Raw genomic sequence first — 15,933 nt, 5'->3', positions numbered from 1 at the left:
CGACCCGACCGGGGTCACGAGGTCCGGTCCAGGGCCTCGTAGACGACCCCGGTCACGACGGTGTAGACGGAGTGGTGGAGCAGGTCGAGGGCGATCTCCTCGGAGCTCCAGGTCCAGGTCGGTCCGCTGATGCCTGTTGCGGGAAGCACGACCTGCTCTCCCCCCAACACCACGGCGAGATGTGCTCCGGTCGCCGGGATACCCCGCAGGCCTGCCGCGCCGAGGAGGCCGCGCACGGCGCCCCAGCCCGTGCCGTACCCCCAGTGAACGAGGGTGCCGAAAAGGCCCCCGTCCTCCCCCTCGGGGCGCACACCGAGCACGACTGCCGCCGCGTCGGCCGGTGCCGAACTCGGTCCCCGGCCCCGGAGCCGTGCCTCCAACGTGCTGGAGACGGTCATGGCCGCGGTCCCTGCCAATCCGGCCAGCAGGCCCCGCCCCACGGCGGCGGAAGCCGTTGACAACAGGTGCACCACGTACATCGTTCCCCCTGGATGTTCGGGCTCCATGGTGGTCCGGTGCCCGCGTCCCGGGCCGACGAAGCACTGTTTGACCAGGGATTGGGGCGATCCGGTTTCACGTGAAACAGCGGCGTGTCCTCACGTGCCGCTCTCGCGCCGTGCCCGACGGTGAACGATGAGACGAGTCCGCGTCGACCGTTGCGGGCCAGGGGGAGGCACACACGATGGGGGTACGGACATGGATCGAGTCGTGGCCGGTCTACCGGCAACTGACCGGGGAGGATCCGACAGGGCGGGGGTCGGCCGCCAAGTCGCAGTGGAGTGAGGACCTTCGCCCGCGCACCGAGGACGCCGACCGTGTCGTGAAGTCGGTCTGCCCCTTCTGTGCCGTCGGCTGCGGCCAGAACGTCTACGTCAAGGACGACGAGGTCGTCCAGATCGAGGGGGACCCGGACTCCCCGGTCAGCCGCGGTCGCCTGTGTCCCAAAGGATCGGCCAGTCTGCAGCTGACCACCGGCCCCTCCCGCGAGGAGAGGGTCCTCTACCGCCGCCCGCACGGCACCGACTGGGAAGAGCTCGACCTCGACACGGCCATGCGCATGGTCGCCGACCGTGTGGTCGACACGCGCGAGGAGACCTGGCAGGAGGAGAGCGACGGTCTCCGCGTCGCCCGCACCATGGGCATCGCGAGTCTGGGTGGGGCGACGCTCGACAACGAGGAGAACTACCTCATCAAGAAGCTCCACAGCGCGCTCGGTGTCGTGCAGGTGGAGAACCAGGCCCGTGTGTGCCACAGCTCCACGGTCGCCGGGCTCGGCACCAGTTTCGGCCGCGGCGGCGCGACGATGTTCCTGCAGGACCTCCAGAACTCCGACTGCATCGTCATCGAGGGTTCCAACTTCGCCGAGGCCCATCCCGTCGGGTTCCAGTGGGTCATGGAGGCCAAGGCCCGCGGTGCCGTCGTCATCCACGTCGATCCCAGGTTCAGCCGCACCAGCGCCCTGGCCGACCTGCACGTGCCAATCCGGGCCGGCACCGACATCGCGTTCCTCGGCGGGATCATCAATCACGTCCTCACCGAGGGGAAGTACTTCGAGGAGTACGTCAAGGCCTTCACCAACGCCTCCACGATCGTCGGCGAGGAATTCCAGGACACCGAGGACCTCGACGGCCTGTTCTCCGGGTTCGACCCGTCAGAACGCGCCTACGACGTGTCGAAGTGGACCTACGAGGGCGTGGAGGTCGCGGCCGCGGCGGGCGACCGCAACCAGCTCTACAAGGTGCGCTCGGAGGAAGACCTCGACGTCTCGAGGTCTGGCCGCCCAGAACAGCAGGGCGCGGGCGGCGCCGTGATCCGCAACGCCTCGCGACAGGACGAGACCCTCCAGGACCCGCGCTGTGTGTTCCAGATCCTCAAGCGCCACTACGAGCGCTACACACCGGAGATGGTCGAGGAGATCTGCGGGATCCCGGAGGAGATCTTCCTGAGGGTGTGCCGGCACCTCACCGAGAACTCGAACCGGGACCGCACGAGCGCGTTCTGTTACGCGGTCGGCTGGACCCAGCACACCGTCGGATCGCAGTACATCCGCACCGCTTCGATCCTGCAGCTGCTGTTGGGCAACATCGGGCGCCCGGGCGGCGGGATCCAGGCGCTGCGCGGGCACGCCAGCATCCAGGGATCCAGCGACGTTCCGACCCTGTTCGATCTGCTGCCCGGGTACCTTCCGATGCCGCACGCGCACGAGGAACAGGACCTCGGCTCCTACGTACGGGCCGTCGGTCACCCGCACAAGGGGTTCTGGTCGAACATGGAGGCCTACACCGTCAGCCTGCTCAAGGCGTGGTGGGGCGAGAACGCCACGGAGGACAACGACTACTGCTTCGATCACCTGCCGCGGCTGACCGGGTCGCACAGTACCTACGACACGGTCATGGCGCAGATCCGCGGCGAGTGCAAGGGGTACTTCCTCATGGGGGAGAACCCCGCCGTGGGCTCGGCCAACAGCAGGGCGCAGCGCATGGGTATGGCCAACCTCGACTGGCTCGTGGTGCGCGACTTCTCCCTCATCGAGAGCGCGACGTGGTGGAAGGACGGACCCGAGGTCGAGTCGGAGGAGTACCGCCCCGAGGACATCGGGACCGAGGTGTTCTTCTTCCCCGCAGCCGCGCACACCGAGAAGTCGGGCACATTCACCAACACCAACCGGACACTGCAGTGGCACGACCGGGCCGTGCGCCCGACCGGTGACCGGCGCAGCGACCTGTGGTTCATGCACCGGCTGGGCGAGCTGATACGCGAGCGCCTCGCCGGATCCGAGGACCCCAAGGACCGGCCTGTCCAGGAACTGACCTGGGGTTACCCGCTCGAACCCGACGGTGAGCCCGACGCCGCCGCGATCCTGCGCGAGATCAACGGCAGCGACGCGGAAGGTCGGCCGCTCGGCGCCTACACGGAGCTCCGAGCCGACGGATCGACCTCCTGCGGTTGCTGGATCTACTGTGGGGTCTTCAAGGACGGAGTCAACCAGGCCGCCCGCAAGAAACCCGGGTCCGAGCAGGACTGGATCGCCGCCGAGTGGGCCTGGAGCTGGCCGGACAACCGTCGCATCCTCTACAACCGGGCCTCCGCGGACGAGGACGGACACCCGTGGAGCCCGCGCAAGAGCCTCGTCTGGTGGGACACCGAACGCGGTGAGTGGACCGGGCACGACCGACCCGACTTCGAGAAGCACAAGGCGCCCGACCACCGTCCGGGCGACAACGCACAAGGGGTCGAGGCTCTCAGTGGGCGTGACGCCTTCGTCATGCAGGCCGACGGCAAGGGGTGGCTGTACGCGCCCGCGGGCCTGCATGACGGTCCGATGCCCACCCACTACGAGCCGCAGGACACCCCGTTCGAGAACCCGCTCTACGCACAGGGGCGCAACCCGACGCGGCTGCTCTACCCGCACGAGTACAACCTGTACCACCCCGACCCGGGCAGTCCGGAGGCCGATGTCTACCCGTACGTGGTCACCACGTACCGGGTCACCGAGCACTTCACCTCGGGCGGCATGAGCCGGTGGACGCCCTACCTCGCCGAGCTCCAGCCGGCGTTCTTTTGCGAGGTCGGCCCCGAGCTGGCCGCCGAACGCGGGCTCAGCCACGGCGACTGGGCCACGGTCGTCACCGCCCGCAACGCCGTCGAGGCCCGGGTCATGGTCACCGACCGCATGGCCCCGCTACGGGTGCAGGGCCGGGTCGTTCACCAGATCGGCATGCCCTACCACTGGGGCCCGAACGGCTACAGCACCGGCGACTCCGCCAACGAACTCATGTCGCTCGCGCTCGACCCGAACGTGCACATCCAGGAGGTCAAGGCGATCACCGCAGACATCCGGCCCGGCCGCCGCCCCAGGGGGCCCGAGCGGCTCGAACTCGTGCGTTCGTACCGGCGCCGCGCCCGCATCACCGAGTCGACCGGAACGGGGGAATGAACGTGGGTACCGAGAACGGATCCGAGCAACCGCGGCTCGGCTTCTTCACCGACACCAGCGTGTGCATCGGGTGCAAGGCCTGCGAGGTGGCCTGCAAGGAATGGAACATGGTCCCCGAGGACGGTCTCGACTTCACCGGGATGTCCTTCGACAACACCGGGGGCCTGAGCTCCGACACCTGGCGGCACGTCGCCTTCGTCGAACAGCGCGAACCCCTTGCCCACCAGGAGACCGGGCTGGGGCGCAGGGAGGCCGTCGACCTCGGCATGCCCTCGTTCGAGCTCCCCGGGGCGTCTGCGTCTCCGGAGGAACGCGGCGAGTTCCGGTGGCTCATGTCCTCCGACGTGTGCAAGCACTGCACCCATGCGGCGTGCGTGGACGTGTGTCCGACCGGAGCGCTCTTCCACACCGAGTTCGACACCGTCGTCGTGCAGGAGGACATCTGCAACGGCTGTGGATACTGCATCCCTGCGTGCCCCTACGGCGTCATCGACCGGCGTGAGGACGACGGCCGGGCCTGGAAGTGCACCCTGTGTTACGACCGCGTCGGCGACGGGCTCGAACCCGCCTGCGCCAAGGCCTGCCCCACAGATTCCATCCAGTTCGGCGACCTCGACGAACTACGCGAGCGCGCCGCCCAGCGCCTGGAGGACCTGCACGGCGCGGGGGTGAGCTCCGCGCGCCTGTACGGGGAGGACCCCGATGACGGCGTGGGCGGCAACGGGGCGTTCTTCCTGCTGCTGGACGAACCAGAGGTGTACGGGTTGCCGCCGGACCCCGTCGTGACCACACGCGACCTGCCGTCGATGTGGCGCCACGCGGGTGTGGCGGCGGCGGTGATGCTGGCCGGGGTGGCCGCGACGTTCCTGGGAGGCCGGAAGTGAACACGTCGGACGTGACCGAAGAAGGGATCCGCGGACAGAAACCCGGTCGGGACGCTGTCACGGGCGCCGCCGGTGTCGTCGGGGAACAGCAGCGGCGCGAACGCGACGCACGCCCCTCCGACCGGCACGCAGGCGACGGCGGGTTCTCCTCGTACTACGGGCGGCCCGTGCTCAACGCCATCGTGTGGGAGGCGCCCGCGATCGGCGGGTACCTGTTCCTCGGGGGCCTCGCCGGGGCGTCCTCCGCCCTCGCCGCGGGCGCGGAACTGACGGGACGCCCGGGGTTGGCCCGGCCGCTGCGGTACACCGCCCTCACCGCGATCTCCGGGTCGACGGCAGCACTCATCTACGATCTGGGACGCCCGGAACGGTTCCTCAACATGCTGCGCGTGTTCAAACCGACCTCGCCGATGAGCGTGGGCTCGTGGATCCTCATGGGGTACGGGCCCCTCGCCGGGATCTCCGCGGTCACGGTGCTGACCGGGTGGTTCCCGCGCATCGGACGCCTGGCCACCTACGGCGCCGGGGGCATGGGCGCCCTCGTGGCGACCTACACGGCACCCCTGGTCTGCGACACCGCCGTCCCGGCCTGGCACGAGGGGTACAGGTACATGCCCTTCGTCTTCGCCTCCTCGGCGGTCGCGGCCGCGGGGGGCGCGGGCCTCGTCGGTTCACCCACCGAGCAGAGCGGGCCCGCGCGTCGGGCAGCGGTCGGGGGCGCCTTGGCCGAGACCGCGGTGTCCACGGCGATGGAGCACCGCATGGGGCTGTCCGGCGAGCTCTACGGGCAGGGTACGGCGGGCCGTTACATGCGCGCAGCCAAGGCCCTCACGCTGGCGGGTGCCGCCGGGGCCGTGCTCGGCCGCCGGAGCCGGGTGGTGTCGGCGCTCAGCGGGGCGGCGCTCGTGGCGGGGTCGGCGTGCACCCGGTTGGGTGTCTTCCACGCTGGGCGACAGTCCCAGGAGGACCCGAAGTACACCGTGGTGCCGCAGCGCAGGCGTCGTGACGCCCGGGAACACGGGGAGGGCGCTCAGGCGTGAGTCGGCGCCGGTGTCGGGGAAGGGTTCCCGGCACAGACGGACAGCCGAGGAAGGACCGCCGCACGTGTTCCACCGACCCGGACTCCCCAGCGACCTGCCCGGCCCCGAGGACCTCTGGGGCCGGGCAGGTGCTGTCGCGGTCGTCTCGGCCGGAGCGGGTGCGGTCGACGCCGCGCTCGTCGACCGGTCCCTGACTGTGGGGGTCCCGGGCTCCGGGTTCCGGCTGCTGAGGGTCGGGGGCGAGCGTTTCGTGCTGATCGGCCAGAACCCGGACAGTGCTCCGGCGACCGGGCTCCGCCGCCCCACCGACCCGTTCGACGGGGCTCCCCCGTGGCTACCGGTCGAGTGGCTGGAACGCCACTGCCCGGCCGACCCGCACTTCCTCTACTGGTGGGAGGACACCTGGGTGCGCGCCGCCTACCCGGACGACTGGGACGACGACGGGCTCGCCGGGCTGCTGGGCTGGTCGGCCACGCCTGCCGCCACGGCGGAGGAGGTCGCGCGCCTGCTCGGCCGTGGCGCATCAACGGCCGCGATCGACGAGTTCGTGGCGCGGTGTCTGGGGCGCGACCTCACCCGGGAGACGGTGGCCGAGGCCGCGTCCGGGACCCCTGGGGTCGATCCCCGGATCGCTGTGACCGTCGCACACGGGCTGGGTCTCACCGAGGGGTCCGACCCCCCGGAACTGCCCGCCGGGCAGGGGCCGCCACCGGCGCGTTCGGTTCCGCTGATCGGCCGCGACGAGTGGGCGCTGCTGGTCGGGGACGCTCTGCGTGCCGCTGGTGAGGAGGAGGGCCACGACCCCTCGGGCCGCGCCGACCCGGCCCTGCTGGAACACGGACCCCCGGCCGAAAGCGCTCCCTCGTGGGCCGGCCTGCTCGACCCGCGCACCCGGTGGTCACCCCCGTGGCCGGGGCCGCCGGGGCTGCCCAGTGTCGATCCGGTGGAGATGGACGCACACGAGCGGACGGTGCTGATCGACCGCATCCGCGCACTCGTCGTCGAGGCCGCGGAGGAACTCCCGTGGCAGAAGCTGCGACTGGTCCACCGTGCGCTCGTGGGGTACGCGGGCGGCGAGATCGTGGCGGTGTGCCCCGATGCCGAGCACCGAGTCCCGCTCCCCGACGGCCTTCGGGAAGAAATGGCGCTGCTGCGTTCGGCCACGTTCTCGCCCGGACACGGCGCCTGGTTCACCGCCCGCCTGACCCTCGAGCACGGAAGCGGGTGGCGCATCGCCTACGACCGCGCCGAGGAACCCGCGTTCTCGTTCCCGCCGCCGGCGTTCAGTTACGCGCTCGACGCCCGGTACTTCCCCCGGGACGGAGCGCGGACCCCGCTGTGGTTGGCTGAACGGTTGCGCGCCGCCGGAGGGGGTTCCTGAGCCCGTTCCCGGAAGGGGCACCGCGCGGAACGATCCCTGCAGAGCCACAAGGAGGCGACCGCGTGCTGCCACGACCCAGCGGCCCCGATCGGGCCGTTCCTGCGGTGGGCGCGCGAGGACGGCTCCAGGGTCAGGAGTCCAGAACCTGGCCCTGACGCTGAACGACCGGGGGCTCGACCGACCACGGGAAGTTGATCCAGCGGTCGGTGTGGCGCCACACGTACTCGCACTTGATGGAGGACTGCGGCTTCTCGTAGATGACCGCGCTGCGGACCTCGGCGACGTGCTCGGCGCAGAAGTCGTGCACGAGTTTGAGGGTCTTTCCGGTGTCGGCCACGTCGTCGGCGACCAGGACCTTCTTGTCGCTGAGGTCCACCACGTTGGGCACGGGCGGAAGCATGACCGGCATGTCCAGGGTCTGGCCGACCCCCGTGTAGAACTCGACGTTCATGACGTGCAGGTTCTTGACGTCGAGCGCGTACCCGAGGCCGCCGGCGACGAAGAGGCCGCCGCGAGCGATCGAGAGGATCATGTCGGGCTCGAACCCGTCGTCGGCGACCGTGCTGGCCAGATCGCGGATGGCGGTTCCGAAGAGTTCGTAGCTGAGGTTCTCGCGCTCGTCGCTCACGGGGTTTCCTTTGTGACCGGTGGGTGTGGTGGCGGCCGTCGGCCCGATTCCTCGCTGGTGGGAGCCGGTACGGCACCGGCCCATCGTATGCGTGTCCCGTGTGTGCCCCGTGGGGGCGGGGGCACCGGGAGGTCCGGACAACTGTCCAGCCACGCGGGTGGTTCAGGTCACAGGTATGGACAATTGGTCCATAAAAACGGCGAAGATCGCGACGTTTTCTCAGATGATCCCGGTTTGTGGCCAACAGATGGCTCCGAATCGCACCATGTTTCCGTACGAGTCATCCACGACACACGGAGGTGGTCGCATGGCCGACGCCCGGGACCTGTTGCCCTCCGAGCAGCCCGTACAGCTGCTCGAACCGTCGGGCCGCGCGGTCGACCACCCGGTCCTGCCGCTCCCACACAAGGACCGGTTGCTCGCCGCGTACGAATCCCTGGTGGTCGGCCGCCGAGTCAACGACCAGGCCGGAGCCCTCGTCCGGCAGGGCAAACTCGCCGTCTACCCCTCCTCCCACGGCCAGGAGGCCTGCCAGACCGGCGCTGCCCTCGCGCTCGCCGACGGCGACTGGCTCTTCCCCACCTACCGCGACACCGCTGCCGCTGTGGCCCGCGGTGTCGATCCCGTCCAGGTCCTCACCCTTCTCAAGGGGGACTGGCACTCCGGATACGACCCCTGCGAACACCGCGTCGCACCCCAGGCCACACCACTGGCCACCCAGCTCCTGCACGCCGTCGGTGTCGCCCACGCCGCCCGCCTGCGCGGTGAGGACACCGTCGTCATGGCCCTGTGCGGTGACGGCGCCACCAGCGAGGGTGACTTCCACGAGGCGCTCAACTTCGCCGCTGTGTTCCGGACCCCCGTCGTCTTCTTCGTGCAGAACAACCAGTACGCCATCTCCGTGCCCCTCGCCCGCCAGACAGCCGCGCCCTCCCTCGCGCACAAGGGCGTCGGCTACGGCATCAAGGGTGAACGCGTCGACGGCAACGACATCGCTGCGGTCCTGGCCGTGCTCGACCGCGAGGTCGCCGCGGCACGTTCCGGCGCAGGCCCCCGGCTCGTGGAGGCGCACACCTACCGGATGCAGGCCCACACCAACGCCGACGACGACACCCGCTACCGCGACGGAGGCGAGGTCGACCCCTGGCGCGAACGCGACCCCCTGCTGCGTGCCGAGGCCCACCTCAAGCGCCGCCGGGTGCTCACCAAGGCCCGCGCGGCCCGCATCAACGAACGCGCCGAGGAGGTCGCCGCCGCCATGCGTGCCGGAGTGGACGCCGACTCCGACCCGGACCCCTCGGAACTCTTCGCCCACGTGCACGCGCGGCCCACCCCCCAACTGGCCGAGCAGGCCGCCTTCCTGGCCGACGAACTCAGCAGAGAGGGCCACTGACATGGCCGAACGGTTCACGAAAATGTCCATGGCCCAGGCCCTCAACCGGGCCCTGCGCGACGCCATGGCCGACGACCCGACCGTGTACGTCTTCGGTGAGGACGTCGGCCCGCTCGGCGGGGTCTTCCGCATCACCGACGGCATCACCGACGACTTCGGTGAGGACCGCTGCTTCGACACCCCGCTCGCCGAGTCCGGGATCGTCGGCATGGCGGTGGGCATGGCCATGAACGGCATGCGGCCCGTCGTGGAGATGCAGTTCGACGCCTTCGCCTACCCCGCGTTCGAGCAGATCGTCAGCCACGTCGCCAAGACCCGCAACCGCACCCGCGGCAGAATCACGCTGCCCATGGTGATCCGGGTGCCCTACGCGGGCGGCATCGGCGGGGTCGAGCACCATTGCGACTCCTCCGAGGCCTACTACACGCACACCCCCGGGCTCACCGTGCTGGCGCCCTCCACCCCCGTCGACGCGTACTGGATGCTGCGGGACGCGATCGCCCTACCCGACCCGGTCGTGTTCATGGAGCCGAAGAAGCTCTACTGGGGCAAGGACGAGGTCGACCTGAGCACCCCCGTCCCAGGCATCGGTACCGCCGTGGTCTGCCGGGAGGGCACGGACGCCACCCTCGTCACCTACGGGCCCTCCGTCCCCACCGCGTTGGAGGCCGCCGAGGCTGCCGCGCAGGAGGGGCGCAGCCTGCAGGTCGTGGACGTGCGATCCCTCGTGCCCTTCGACGACGCGACCGTGTGCGAGGCGGTGCGCTCCACCGGCCGGGCCGTCGTCGTCGCCGAGGCGAGCGGGTTCGCCAGTGTCGCCTCGGAGATCGCCGCGCGCGTGAGCGAACGCTGTTTCCACTCCCTCGCGGCCCCGGTCCGGCGCGTGACCGGGTTCGACGTCCCGTACCCGCCGCCGAAGCTGGAACGCCACCAGCTGCCGGGTGTGGACCGGATCCTCGACGCCGTCGACGACCTTCAGTGGGAGGACCAGTGACAGACCGGACCTTCGACCTGCCCGACCTGGGTGAGGGCCTGACCGAGGCCGAGGTCGTGCGCTGGCTCGTCGCCGTCGGCGACACCGTGGCGCTGGACCAGCCGGTCGTCGAGGTGGAGACCGCCAAGTCCGTCGTCGAGGTGCCCTCGCCCTTCGCCGGCACCGTCGGAGTGCTGCACGGCGAGGAGGGCGCGGTCGTCGAGGTGGGACGGCCGCTGATCACGGTGGTGTCCGGGGAGCCCATGGCCGCCCCCGATCCGGCCGGTGAGCGGTACCGGGAGGAGGAGCGTGCCGGGTCCGGCAACGTACTCGTCGGTTACGGGACCCCCCAGACCGGTGGGCGGGGACGCACGCGCCGTCCCCGCACCCGTCCGGCCGCGCCCGCCGTGTCGGCCACGGGCGGTCAGGGCCGGGTCCCGGAGCCGCGCCGGGTGCCGCTGGTGACCTCTCCCCTGGTCAGGAACATGGCGCGGGGAGCGGGGATCCGTGTGGCCGACCTCGAGGGGAGCGGACCGAACGGGCTGATCATGCGCAAGGACGTGCGCGCCGCGATCGAGGCCGGGGTCGAGCGTCAGGACGTCGCCGGTCACGAGACCGACGACCGGAACACCGATGGTCGCGACGCCGTCCCCGCAGCGGCCTCCGCTACACCGACCGACCCGCGCACCGGGCTGCCCGAGGCCGCGCGGGTGCCCATGACCGGGTTCCGTAAGAGTGTCGCCACCGCGCTCTCCCGCAGTCGCCGGGAGATCCCGGAGGCGACCGTGTGGGTGGACGTCGACGCAACGGAACTGATGCGCCTGCGTGCGTCGCGTCCTGAAGGACCGGGGCTCATGGCGTACGTGGCGCGGTTCGTGCTGGCGGGGCTGCACGCGTACCCCGAGCTCAACGGGTGTGTGGACACCGAACGCGAAGAGCTCGTGCGCTATGACGGGGTCAACCTCGGCCTCGCTGTGCAGACCGACCGTGGTCTGGTCGCCCCCGCTGTGCTCGGCGCGCACAGGTACACCACTGCTGAGTTGGACGCGGAGATCCGCCGCGTCACCGCTGCTGCCCGCGAGGGGAAGACGTCGCCCGCCGAGATGACCGGTGGGACGTTCACCCTGAACAACTACGGGGCGTTGCGGGTGGACGGTAGCGCGGCGATCATCAACCATCCCCAGGTCGCGATCCTCGGGCTCGGCCGCATCATGGACCGGCCGTGGATCGTCGACGGGGAGCTGACCGCCCGCAAGATCACCCAGCTCTCTTTTGCCTTCGACCACCGTGTCTGCGATGGCGGCACGGCGGCCGGGTTCATGCGTGTCGTTGCCGATGCGATGGAGGATCCCGCGGCGGCCATTGCGGGGTTGTAGTAGCCACCCACGGAGCGCAGCCCCGGAGCCATTTCTGGGACATCTACGGAAGAAGACCCACCTCGCAGCCCGACTTCGGTGCGGGTAGCCGGTCCAGAGGTGGGGGTCGTCCTGGGACCGGTGCGGCTGGGCAGGGTTTTCGGGGTGATGTGTGGTGTTGCCCAGGGGCGGTGGTTCCTCGCGGGTGTGACCCCAGGACCGGCCGGGCCGGGACGTGTGGAGCTCTGTGTCGGACTGGGGCCGGGGGCCGGGAGTCGAGGGGGCTGTGGTTGACGGCTTGTGGTTGGGGTGGGTGGTGTTCGTCGTCGGGTCGACACGGCCGCCCCGGGCAGTGCCCCGGACGCGGCCGTGTCCGCCCTGGTGGCTGCGGTGCAGACCTTCACCGCGACCCTGGCCGGGGAAGTGCCGTTCGGTGCGGCCGCAACGGTGTTGGAGCGCCTCCGGGCGGTGCGCGAGCAGATCGACCAGTTGACGTTTGCGATGCTGGCCCCGTTGGCGCAGATGGAGGCCTCGGGCGCATTGCTGGCCGAGGGCGGGCAGAACACCCTCAAGGCCTATCTGGCCCATGCCTGGGGCATCGGCCACACCGAGGCCGATCGGCTCATGGTGCTGGCGCAGAACCTGCACCGGCAGAGCCTGCCCGAGACCGCGGCCGCGATCGAGGCGGGCGCTCCTCCGGGGCAGCTCCGTGGTCGACCTTCTCCGGAGCGGCTCCGTGGGCCGACCGGCCTCGGAACCACGTGTGGTCGAGCTCGCCGTCCCGTCCTGACCCGGTGCCCTCCTGCCACCTGGCCGCTCACGTGCTCACGAACCTCCACACCGGAGCTGGAGACCAGAACCCTTACCGGCCCGCCGGAACAGCGGTCAGGAACGCTCCAGGTCGGCGTGCATCCGCCGCAACCGTGGGCCGAACGCGCCTCGGAGGGCGATGGCCGCGACCAGGTCCCCGGCCGGCCCGAACCCGGTGCTGAACTCCACGGTGTCGGTGTGCCGGGTGCCGCCGTTGTGGGGCTCGACCGTGTGGGTGTGCCGCCAGAACCGGAACGGGCCGCGCACCTGCAGGTCGGAAAAGGTTCGCCCGTGCTCGAAGGCGTCGATCTCCGCGAGCCAGCGCACCGGGTGCACACCCGCGGCGCCCCAGCGCAGGTCCAACACCTCGCCCGGGCCGAAGTGCTCCGGCCAGGCCAGCACCTCCACCCCGGGCGGCATGGCGTTCAGGAAGCCATCGCGGCTCGTGATCAGGGCGAACACCAGCTCGGGCGGGGCAGCGAATTGCTCCACGACCCGCAGGGTGGTGGTGCGCTTGGGCCTGCGCGCCGCGGCCCGTTCTCCGTCTCCCATGGGGTGCCCCTGCTCCCCCGCTGTACTTGCCAAACCCGGGCGCATACATGTCGGCGCCCCGACCGGGCCGGGGTGCCGACGTGTCCCCATGTCGACTCGGCGATGTGCGGACCTGTCGCCAGGTCGGTCGCCGGATCGCCGGAACTACCCTTCCTCACCCTTGGCGACGAGGGTGAGCACGTCGTAGGTGGCCACCGGGTCGCCCTCGGTGTTGGTGACCACGGCGTCCCAGCGCACCTCGCCGTAGTCGGCGTTGGTGCGCGGGGTGATCTGCTTGGCGGTCAGCGTCACCTTGATGGTCTCGCCCTCCTTGACGGGGGTGAGGAACCGCAGGTTGTCGACGCCGAAGTTGGCCAGCACCGGACCGGGGTCCGGGTCCACGAACAGGCCGGCCGCGAGCGAGACCACGAGGTAGCCGTGGGCGACGATCCCCCCGAACAGCGGGTTGGCGGCCGCGGCGTCCTCGTCGGTGTGTGCGTAGAAGGTGTCGCCGGTGAACTCCGCGAAGTGGTCGATGTCGGCGCGCGAGACCGTTCGCTCGGCCGAGGAGATCGTGTCGCCGATCCGCAGCTCCGACAGGTTCTTGCGGAACGGGTGCACGTCGCCGACGTCGCGTCGTGAACCGGTGGTCCAGTGACCGGTGACCGCGGTGAGCATGTCGGGGGTTCCCTGCACGGCGGTGCGCTGCAGGTGGTGCTTGACGCCGCGCACTCCGCCCATCTCCTCGCCGCCGCCGGCACGTCCGGGGCCGCCGTGCACCAGGACGGGCATCGGTGAACCGTGGCCGGTGGACTCCTCGGCGTCGTCGCGGTTGAGCACCAGGATCCGGCCGTGCCAAGGGGCCGTGCCCAGTACGATGTCGCGGGCCACGTCCTCGTCCCGGGTGATGAGCGAACCCACGAGCGAGCCCTGCCCGCGGGCGGCGAGCTCGACCGCCCCGCTCACCGAGGAGTAGGTGATCACGGTGCTGACAGGGCCGAACGGCTCCACGTCGTGCGGCTCCTGCGCGCCCGGGCGTGCGCGAAGCAGGATCGGGGAGACGAAGGCGCCGGCCTCGGCGTTCGCGTCGCCGTGCACCTCGACGCGGTCCGGGTCGCCGAAGACCAGGTCACTGGATGTGCGCAGGGCCTTGACGGCCTCTCGCAGGCGGTCGCGCTGCTGGAGGTCGATGAGCGGGCCCATCTTCGCTTCGGGGTCGTCGGCGGCGCCCACCACGACCTTCGACAGGCGTGCGGTCAGCGCTTCGGTGACGGCGTCGCCCATGGCCTCGGGCACCAGAACCCGGCGGATCGCGGTGCACTTCTGGCCGGCCTTGACGGTCATTTCCGCGACGACCTGCTTGACGAAGAGGTCGAACTCGGGGTCGTCGGCGGCGACGTCCGGGCCGAGGATCGAGCAGTTGAGGGAGTCTGCCTCGACGTTGAGCTGCACACCGCCGTAGACCACGTTGGGATGTCCGCGCAGGATCCGCCCGGTCGCGGCCGACCCGGTGAAGCCGAGGACGTCCTGCGGCCCGAGGTTCTCGACGAGGCCCTCGTGTGTCCCGGTGAGGAGCTGGAGGGAGCCCTCCGGCATGAGCCCGGACTCGATGATGCGCTCGACGACGGCCACGGTCAGGTACGCGGTCTGGTCGGCGGGCTTGACGATGCTGGGCAGCCCCGCGAGGAAGGCGGGGGCGAGCTTCTCGAGCATGCCCCACACGGGGAAGTTGAACGCATTGATCTGCACGGCCACACCCGGGCGGGATGTGTACACGTGCTGGGCGGCGAACGTGCCCTCCTTGCCGAGCGGTTCGAGCCCGCCGTCGAGGATCACCGTGGAGTTGGGCAGTTCGCGGCGGCCCTTGTTGGAGAAACTGAAGAGGGTGCCGAACCCGCCGTCGACATCCACGGCGGTGTCGCGCTTGTTTGCGCCGGTGCGGTGGGAGAGGGAGTAGAACTCCTCCTTGTGCCCCATGAGGTGCTTGGCGACCTCTTTGAGGATGTTGGCGCGCTGGTGGAAGGTGAGGGCACGTACGGCGGGGCCGCCGACCTCCCGGGCGTGGGCGATCATCGCGGTCGCGTCCGGGCCCTGGGCGGAGATGCGGGCGACGGTCGCGCCGGTGTTCGCGTCGGCCAGGGGTGTTCCCTCGTCCGCGGGGGTGAACCAGGACCCCTGTGCGTAGCTCGCCAGTACGTCGGACACCTGAAGGTCCTCTCCTCGGGCTGCGGGTGTGCCAGGACAGTATTACAGAACGATCGGTCAGTAAATAGGCGAGCGGTCCCCGTCGCCACCCAACAGCGCATTCCGTGCAGGTCATCGGATGAGCGTGCCGTGCACCAGGAGTGACCCTCCCGTCCAGGGCACCGCGCTTATCGTGGATCCATGACCAAGTATGCGCGGATGTACCGGCTCGGTTTCACGCCTTGGGAGCGCTATGGTCCTGCCGCCGGGGCACAGCTGCGCCCTCTGCTCGAGCGCGAGGCGCAGGAGCGGCGGTCCGGGCCCGGCCGCGCATTGGACATCGGCTGCGGCCGGGGGCAGTTCACCCCCGAGCTCTCCCGGAACGGGTGGGAAGCGGTGGGTGTCGATGTGGTGCCCGAGGCGATCGAGGCAGCCCGGGAGAGGGGGCCGGCCGAGGTCGCCTATGCCGTTGGGGACGCGACCAAGCTGGAGTCCGCCGACCTGGGTACCTTCGACCTCTTCCTCGACATCGGTTGTTTCCAAGGGTTCGACGGGGCCCAGCAGAAGGCGATGGGCAGAGGGGTGACGGCGCTCGCCGAGACCGGAGCGACTCTGCTGATGCTCGCCTTCGGTCCCTCGATCTACCGGCGGATGGTCGAGGGCGTCTCGCAGGCAGAGGTCGAGGCAGCGTTCCCGGAGTGGGACCTCCTGGAGGTGGAGGACGCCTCCACCGAAGGCCTCGGCTGGCCGATGAACCGCACGTCACCGAAGTGGTACCGATTCCGTCGCACCACCGGGTGACACGTGGTCCCACCGG

The 15,933-nt window shown here is 70.5% G+C and carries 12 protein-coding genes; 8 read left to right on the top strand and 4 right to left on the bottom strand.

From position 1 onward, the window contains the following. Window positions 1-14 precede the first annotated feature (14 nt). The gene (locus tag D474_RS0113665; RefSeq protein ID WP_239647076.1) at window positions 15-470 is read right to left on the bottom strand and encodes a hypothetical protein; all 456 of its coding nucleotides are present in this window, start codon (window positions 468-470) and stop codon (window positions 15-17) included. A 212-nt stretch (window positions 471-682) separates the two neighbouring features. Here D474_RS0113665 and fdh point away from each other — a divergent pair, with 212 nt between their 5' ends. From fdh to D474_RS0113645, 4 genes are all read left to right on the top strand, one after another. Beyond that, window positions 683-3,937, top strand: coding sequence for a formate dehydrogenase (gene fdh, locus D474_RS0113660; RefSeq protein ID WP_017614116.1), 3,255 nt, complete (start codon window positions 683-685; stop codon window positions 3,935-3,937). Continuing rightward, window positions 3,934-4,821 carry a 4Fe-4S dicluster domain-containing protein gene (locus D474_RS0113655; RefSeq protein WP_017614115.1) on the top strand — a complete coding sequence of 296 codons (888 nt, stop codon included), beginning with the start codon at window positions 3,934-3,936 and terminating at the stop codon, window positions 4,819-4,821. The genes fdh and D474_RS0113655 overlap by 4 nt, the downstream gene beginning before the upstream one ends. After that, on the top strand, window positions 4,818-5,861 hold the full coding sequence (gene nrfD / locus D474_RS0113650; protein WP_017614114.1) for an NrfD/PsrC family molybdoenzyme membrane anchor subunit: 1,044 nt from the start codon (window positions 4,818-4,820) through the stop codon (window positions 5,859-5,861). Before D474_RS0113655 ends, nrfD begins: the two co-directional genes overlap by 4 nt. Before the next feature lie 64 nt (window positions 5,862-5,925). Continuing rightward, entirely contained in the window at window positions 5,926-7,242 is a 1,317-nt protein-coding gene (locus tag D474_RS0113645; protein ID WP_017614113.1) for a hypothetical protein, read from the top strand. Between the two features lie 130 nt (window positions 7,243-7,372). Here D474_RS0113645 and D474_RS0113640 read toward each other — a convergent pair whose 3' ends face one another. Then, window positions 7,373-7,870 carry a phosphoribosyltransferase gene (locus D474_RS0113640; protein ID WP_017614112.1) on the bottom strand — a complete coding sequence of 166 codons (498 nt, stop codon included), beginning with the start codon at window positions 7,868-7,870 and terminating at the stop codon, window positions 7,373-7,375. Window positions 7,871-8,177: 307 nt separating this feature from the next. Between D474_RS0113640 and pdhA the strand changes: the two genes are divergently transcribed. Genes pdhA through D474_RS0113625 form a run of 3 tightly spaced genes read left to right on the top strand, consistent with a single transcriptional unit; the run spans window position 8,178 to window position 11,612 of the window. Then, complete coding sequence (pdhA, locus tag D474_RS0113635; RefSeq protein WP_017614111.1) at window positions 8,178-9,263, top strand: pyruvate dehydrogenase (acetyl-transferring) E1 component subunit alpha; 1,086 nt, start codon at window positions 8,178-8,180, stop codon at window positions 9,261-9,263. A 1-nt stretch (window position 9,264) separates the two neighbouring features. Further along, window positions 9,265-10,257: an alpha-ketoacid dehydrogenase subunit beta gene (locus D474_RS0113630; protein ID WP_017614110.1), complete on the top strand. Its 993-nt coding sequence runs from the start codon at window positions 9,265-9,267 to the stop codon at window positions 10,255-10,257. Further along, the gene (locus D474_RS0113625) at window positions 10,254-11,612 is read left to right on the top strand and encodes a dihydrolipoamide acetyltransferase family protein (protein ID WP_017614109.1); all 1,359 of its coding nucleotides are present in this window, start codon (window positions 10,254-10,256) and stop codon (window positions 11,610-11,612) included. The genes D474_RS0113630 and D474_RS0113625 overlap by 4 nt, the downstream gene beginning before the upstream one ends. A gap of 864 nt (window positions 11,613-12,476) precedes the next feature. Here the strand turns inward: D474_RS0113625 and D474_RS0113620 are convergent. Both D474_RS0113620 and paaZ read right to left on the bottom strand, forming a co-directional pair. After that, entirely contained in the window at window positions 12,477-12,953 is a 477-nt protein-coding gene (locus tag D474_RS0113620; RefSeq protein WP_017614108.1) for an SRPBCC family protein, read from the bottom strand. A 144-nt stretch (window positions 12,954-13,097) separates the two neighbouring features. Continuing rightward, entirely contained in the window at window positions 13,098-15,137 is a 2,040-nt protein-coding gene (gene paaZ / locus D474_RS0113615; RefSeq protein WP_017614107.1) for a phenylacetic acid degradation bifunctional protein PaaZ, read from the bottom strand. Window positions 15,138-15,317: 180 nt separating this feature from the next. Between paaZ and D474_RS0113610 the strand changes: the two genes are divergently transcribed. Further along, entirely contained in the window at window positions 15,318-15,917 is a 600-nt protein-coding gene (locus D474_RS0113610; protein ID WP_239647069.1) for a class I SAM-dependent methyltransferase, read from the top strand. The last annotated feature ends 16 nt before the right edge of the window (window positions 15,918-15,933 follow it).

Source organism: Nocardiopsis salina YIM 90010, from assembly GCF_000341025.1.
Taxonomy (GTDB): domain Bacteria; phylum Actinomycetota; class Actinomycetes; order Streptosporangiales; family Streptosporangiaceae; genus Nocardiopsis; species Nocardiopsis salina.
The sequence above is the reverse complement of the archived record's forward strand: the minus strand, read 5'-3'. Positions and strand labels throughout refer to the sequence as shown.

Excerpts from the sequence above, each read along its gene's own strand:
- fdh (WP_017614116.1), top strand. The coding sequence starts at position 683 with ATGGGGGTACGGACATGGATCGAGTCGTGGCCGGTCTACCGGCAACTG.
- D474_RS0113655 (WP_017614115.1), top strand. The coding sequence starts at position 3,934 with ATGAACGTGGGTACCGAGAACGGATCCGAGCAACCGCGGCTCGGCTTC.
- pdhA (WP_017614111.1), top strand. The coding sequence starts at position 8,178 with ATGGCCGACGCCCGGGACCTGTTGCCCTCCGAGCAGCCCGTACAGCTG.
- D474_RS0113630 (WP_017614110.1), top strand. The coding sequence starts at position 9,265 with ATGGCCGAACGGTTCACGAAAATGTCCATGGCCCAGGCCCTCAACCGG.
- D474_RS0113620 (WP_017614108.1), bottom strand. The coding sequence starts at position 12,953 with ATGGGAGACGGAGAACGGGCCGCGGCGCGCAGGCCCAAGCGCACCACC.
- D474_RS0113610 (WP_239647069.1), top strand. The coding sequence starts at position 15,318 with ATGACCAAGTATGCGCGGATGTACCGGCTCGGTTTCACGCCTTGGGAG.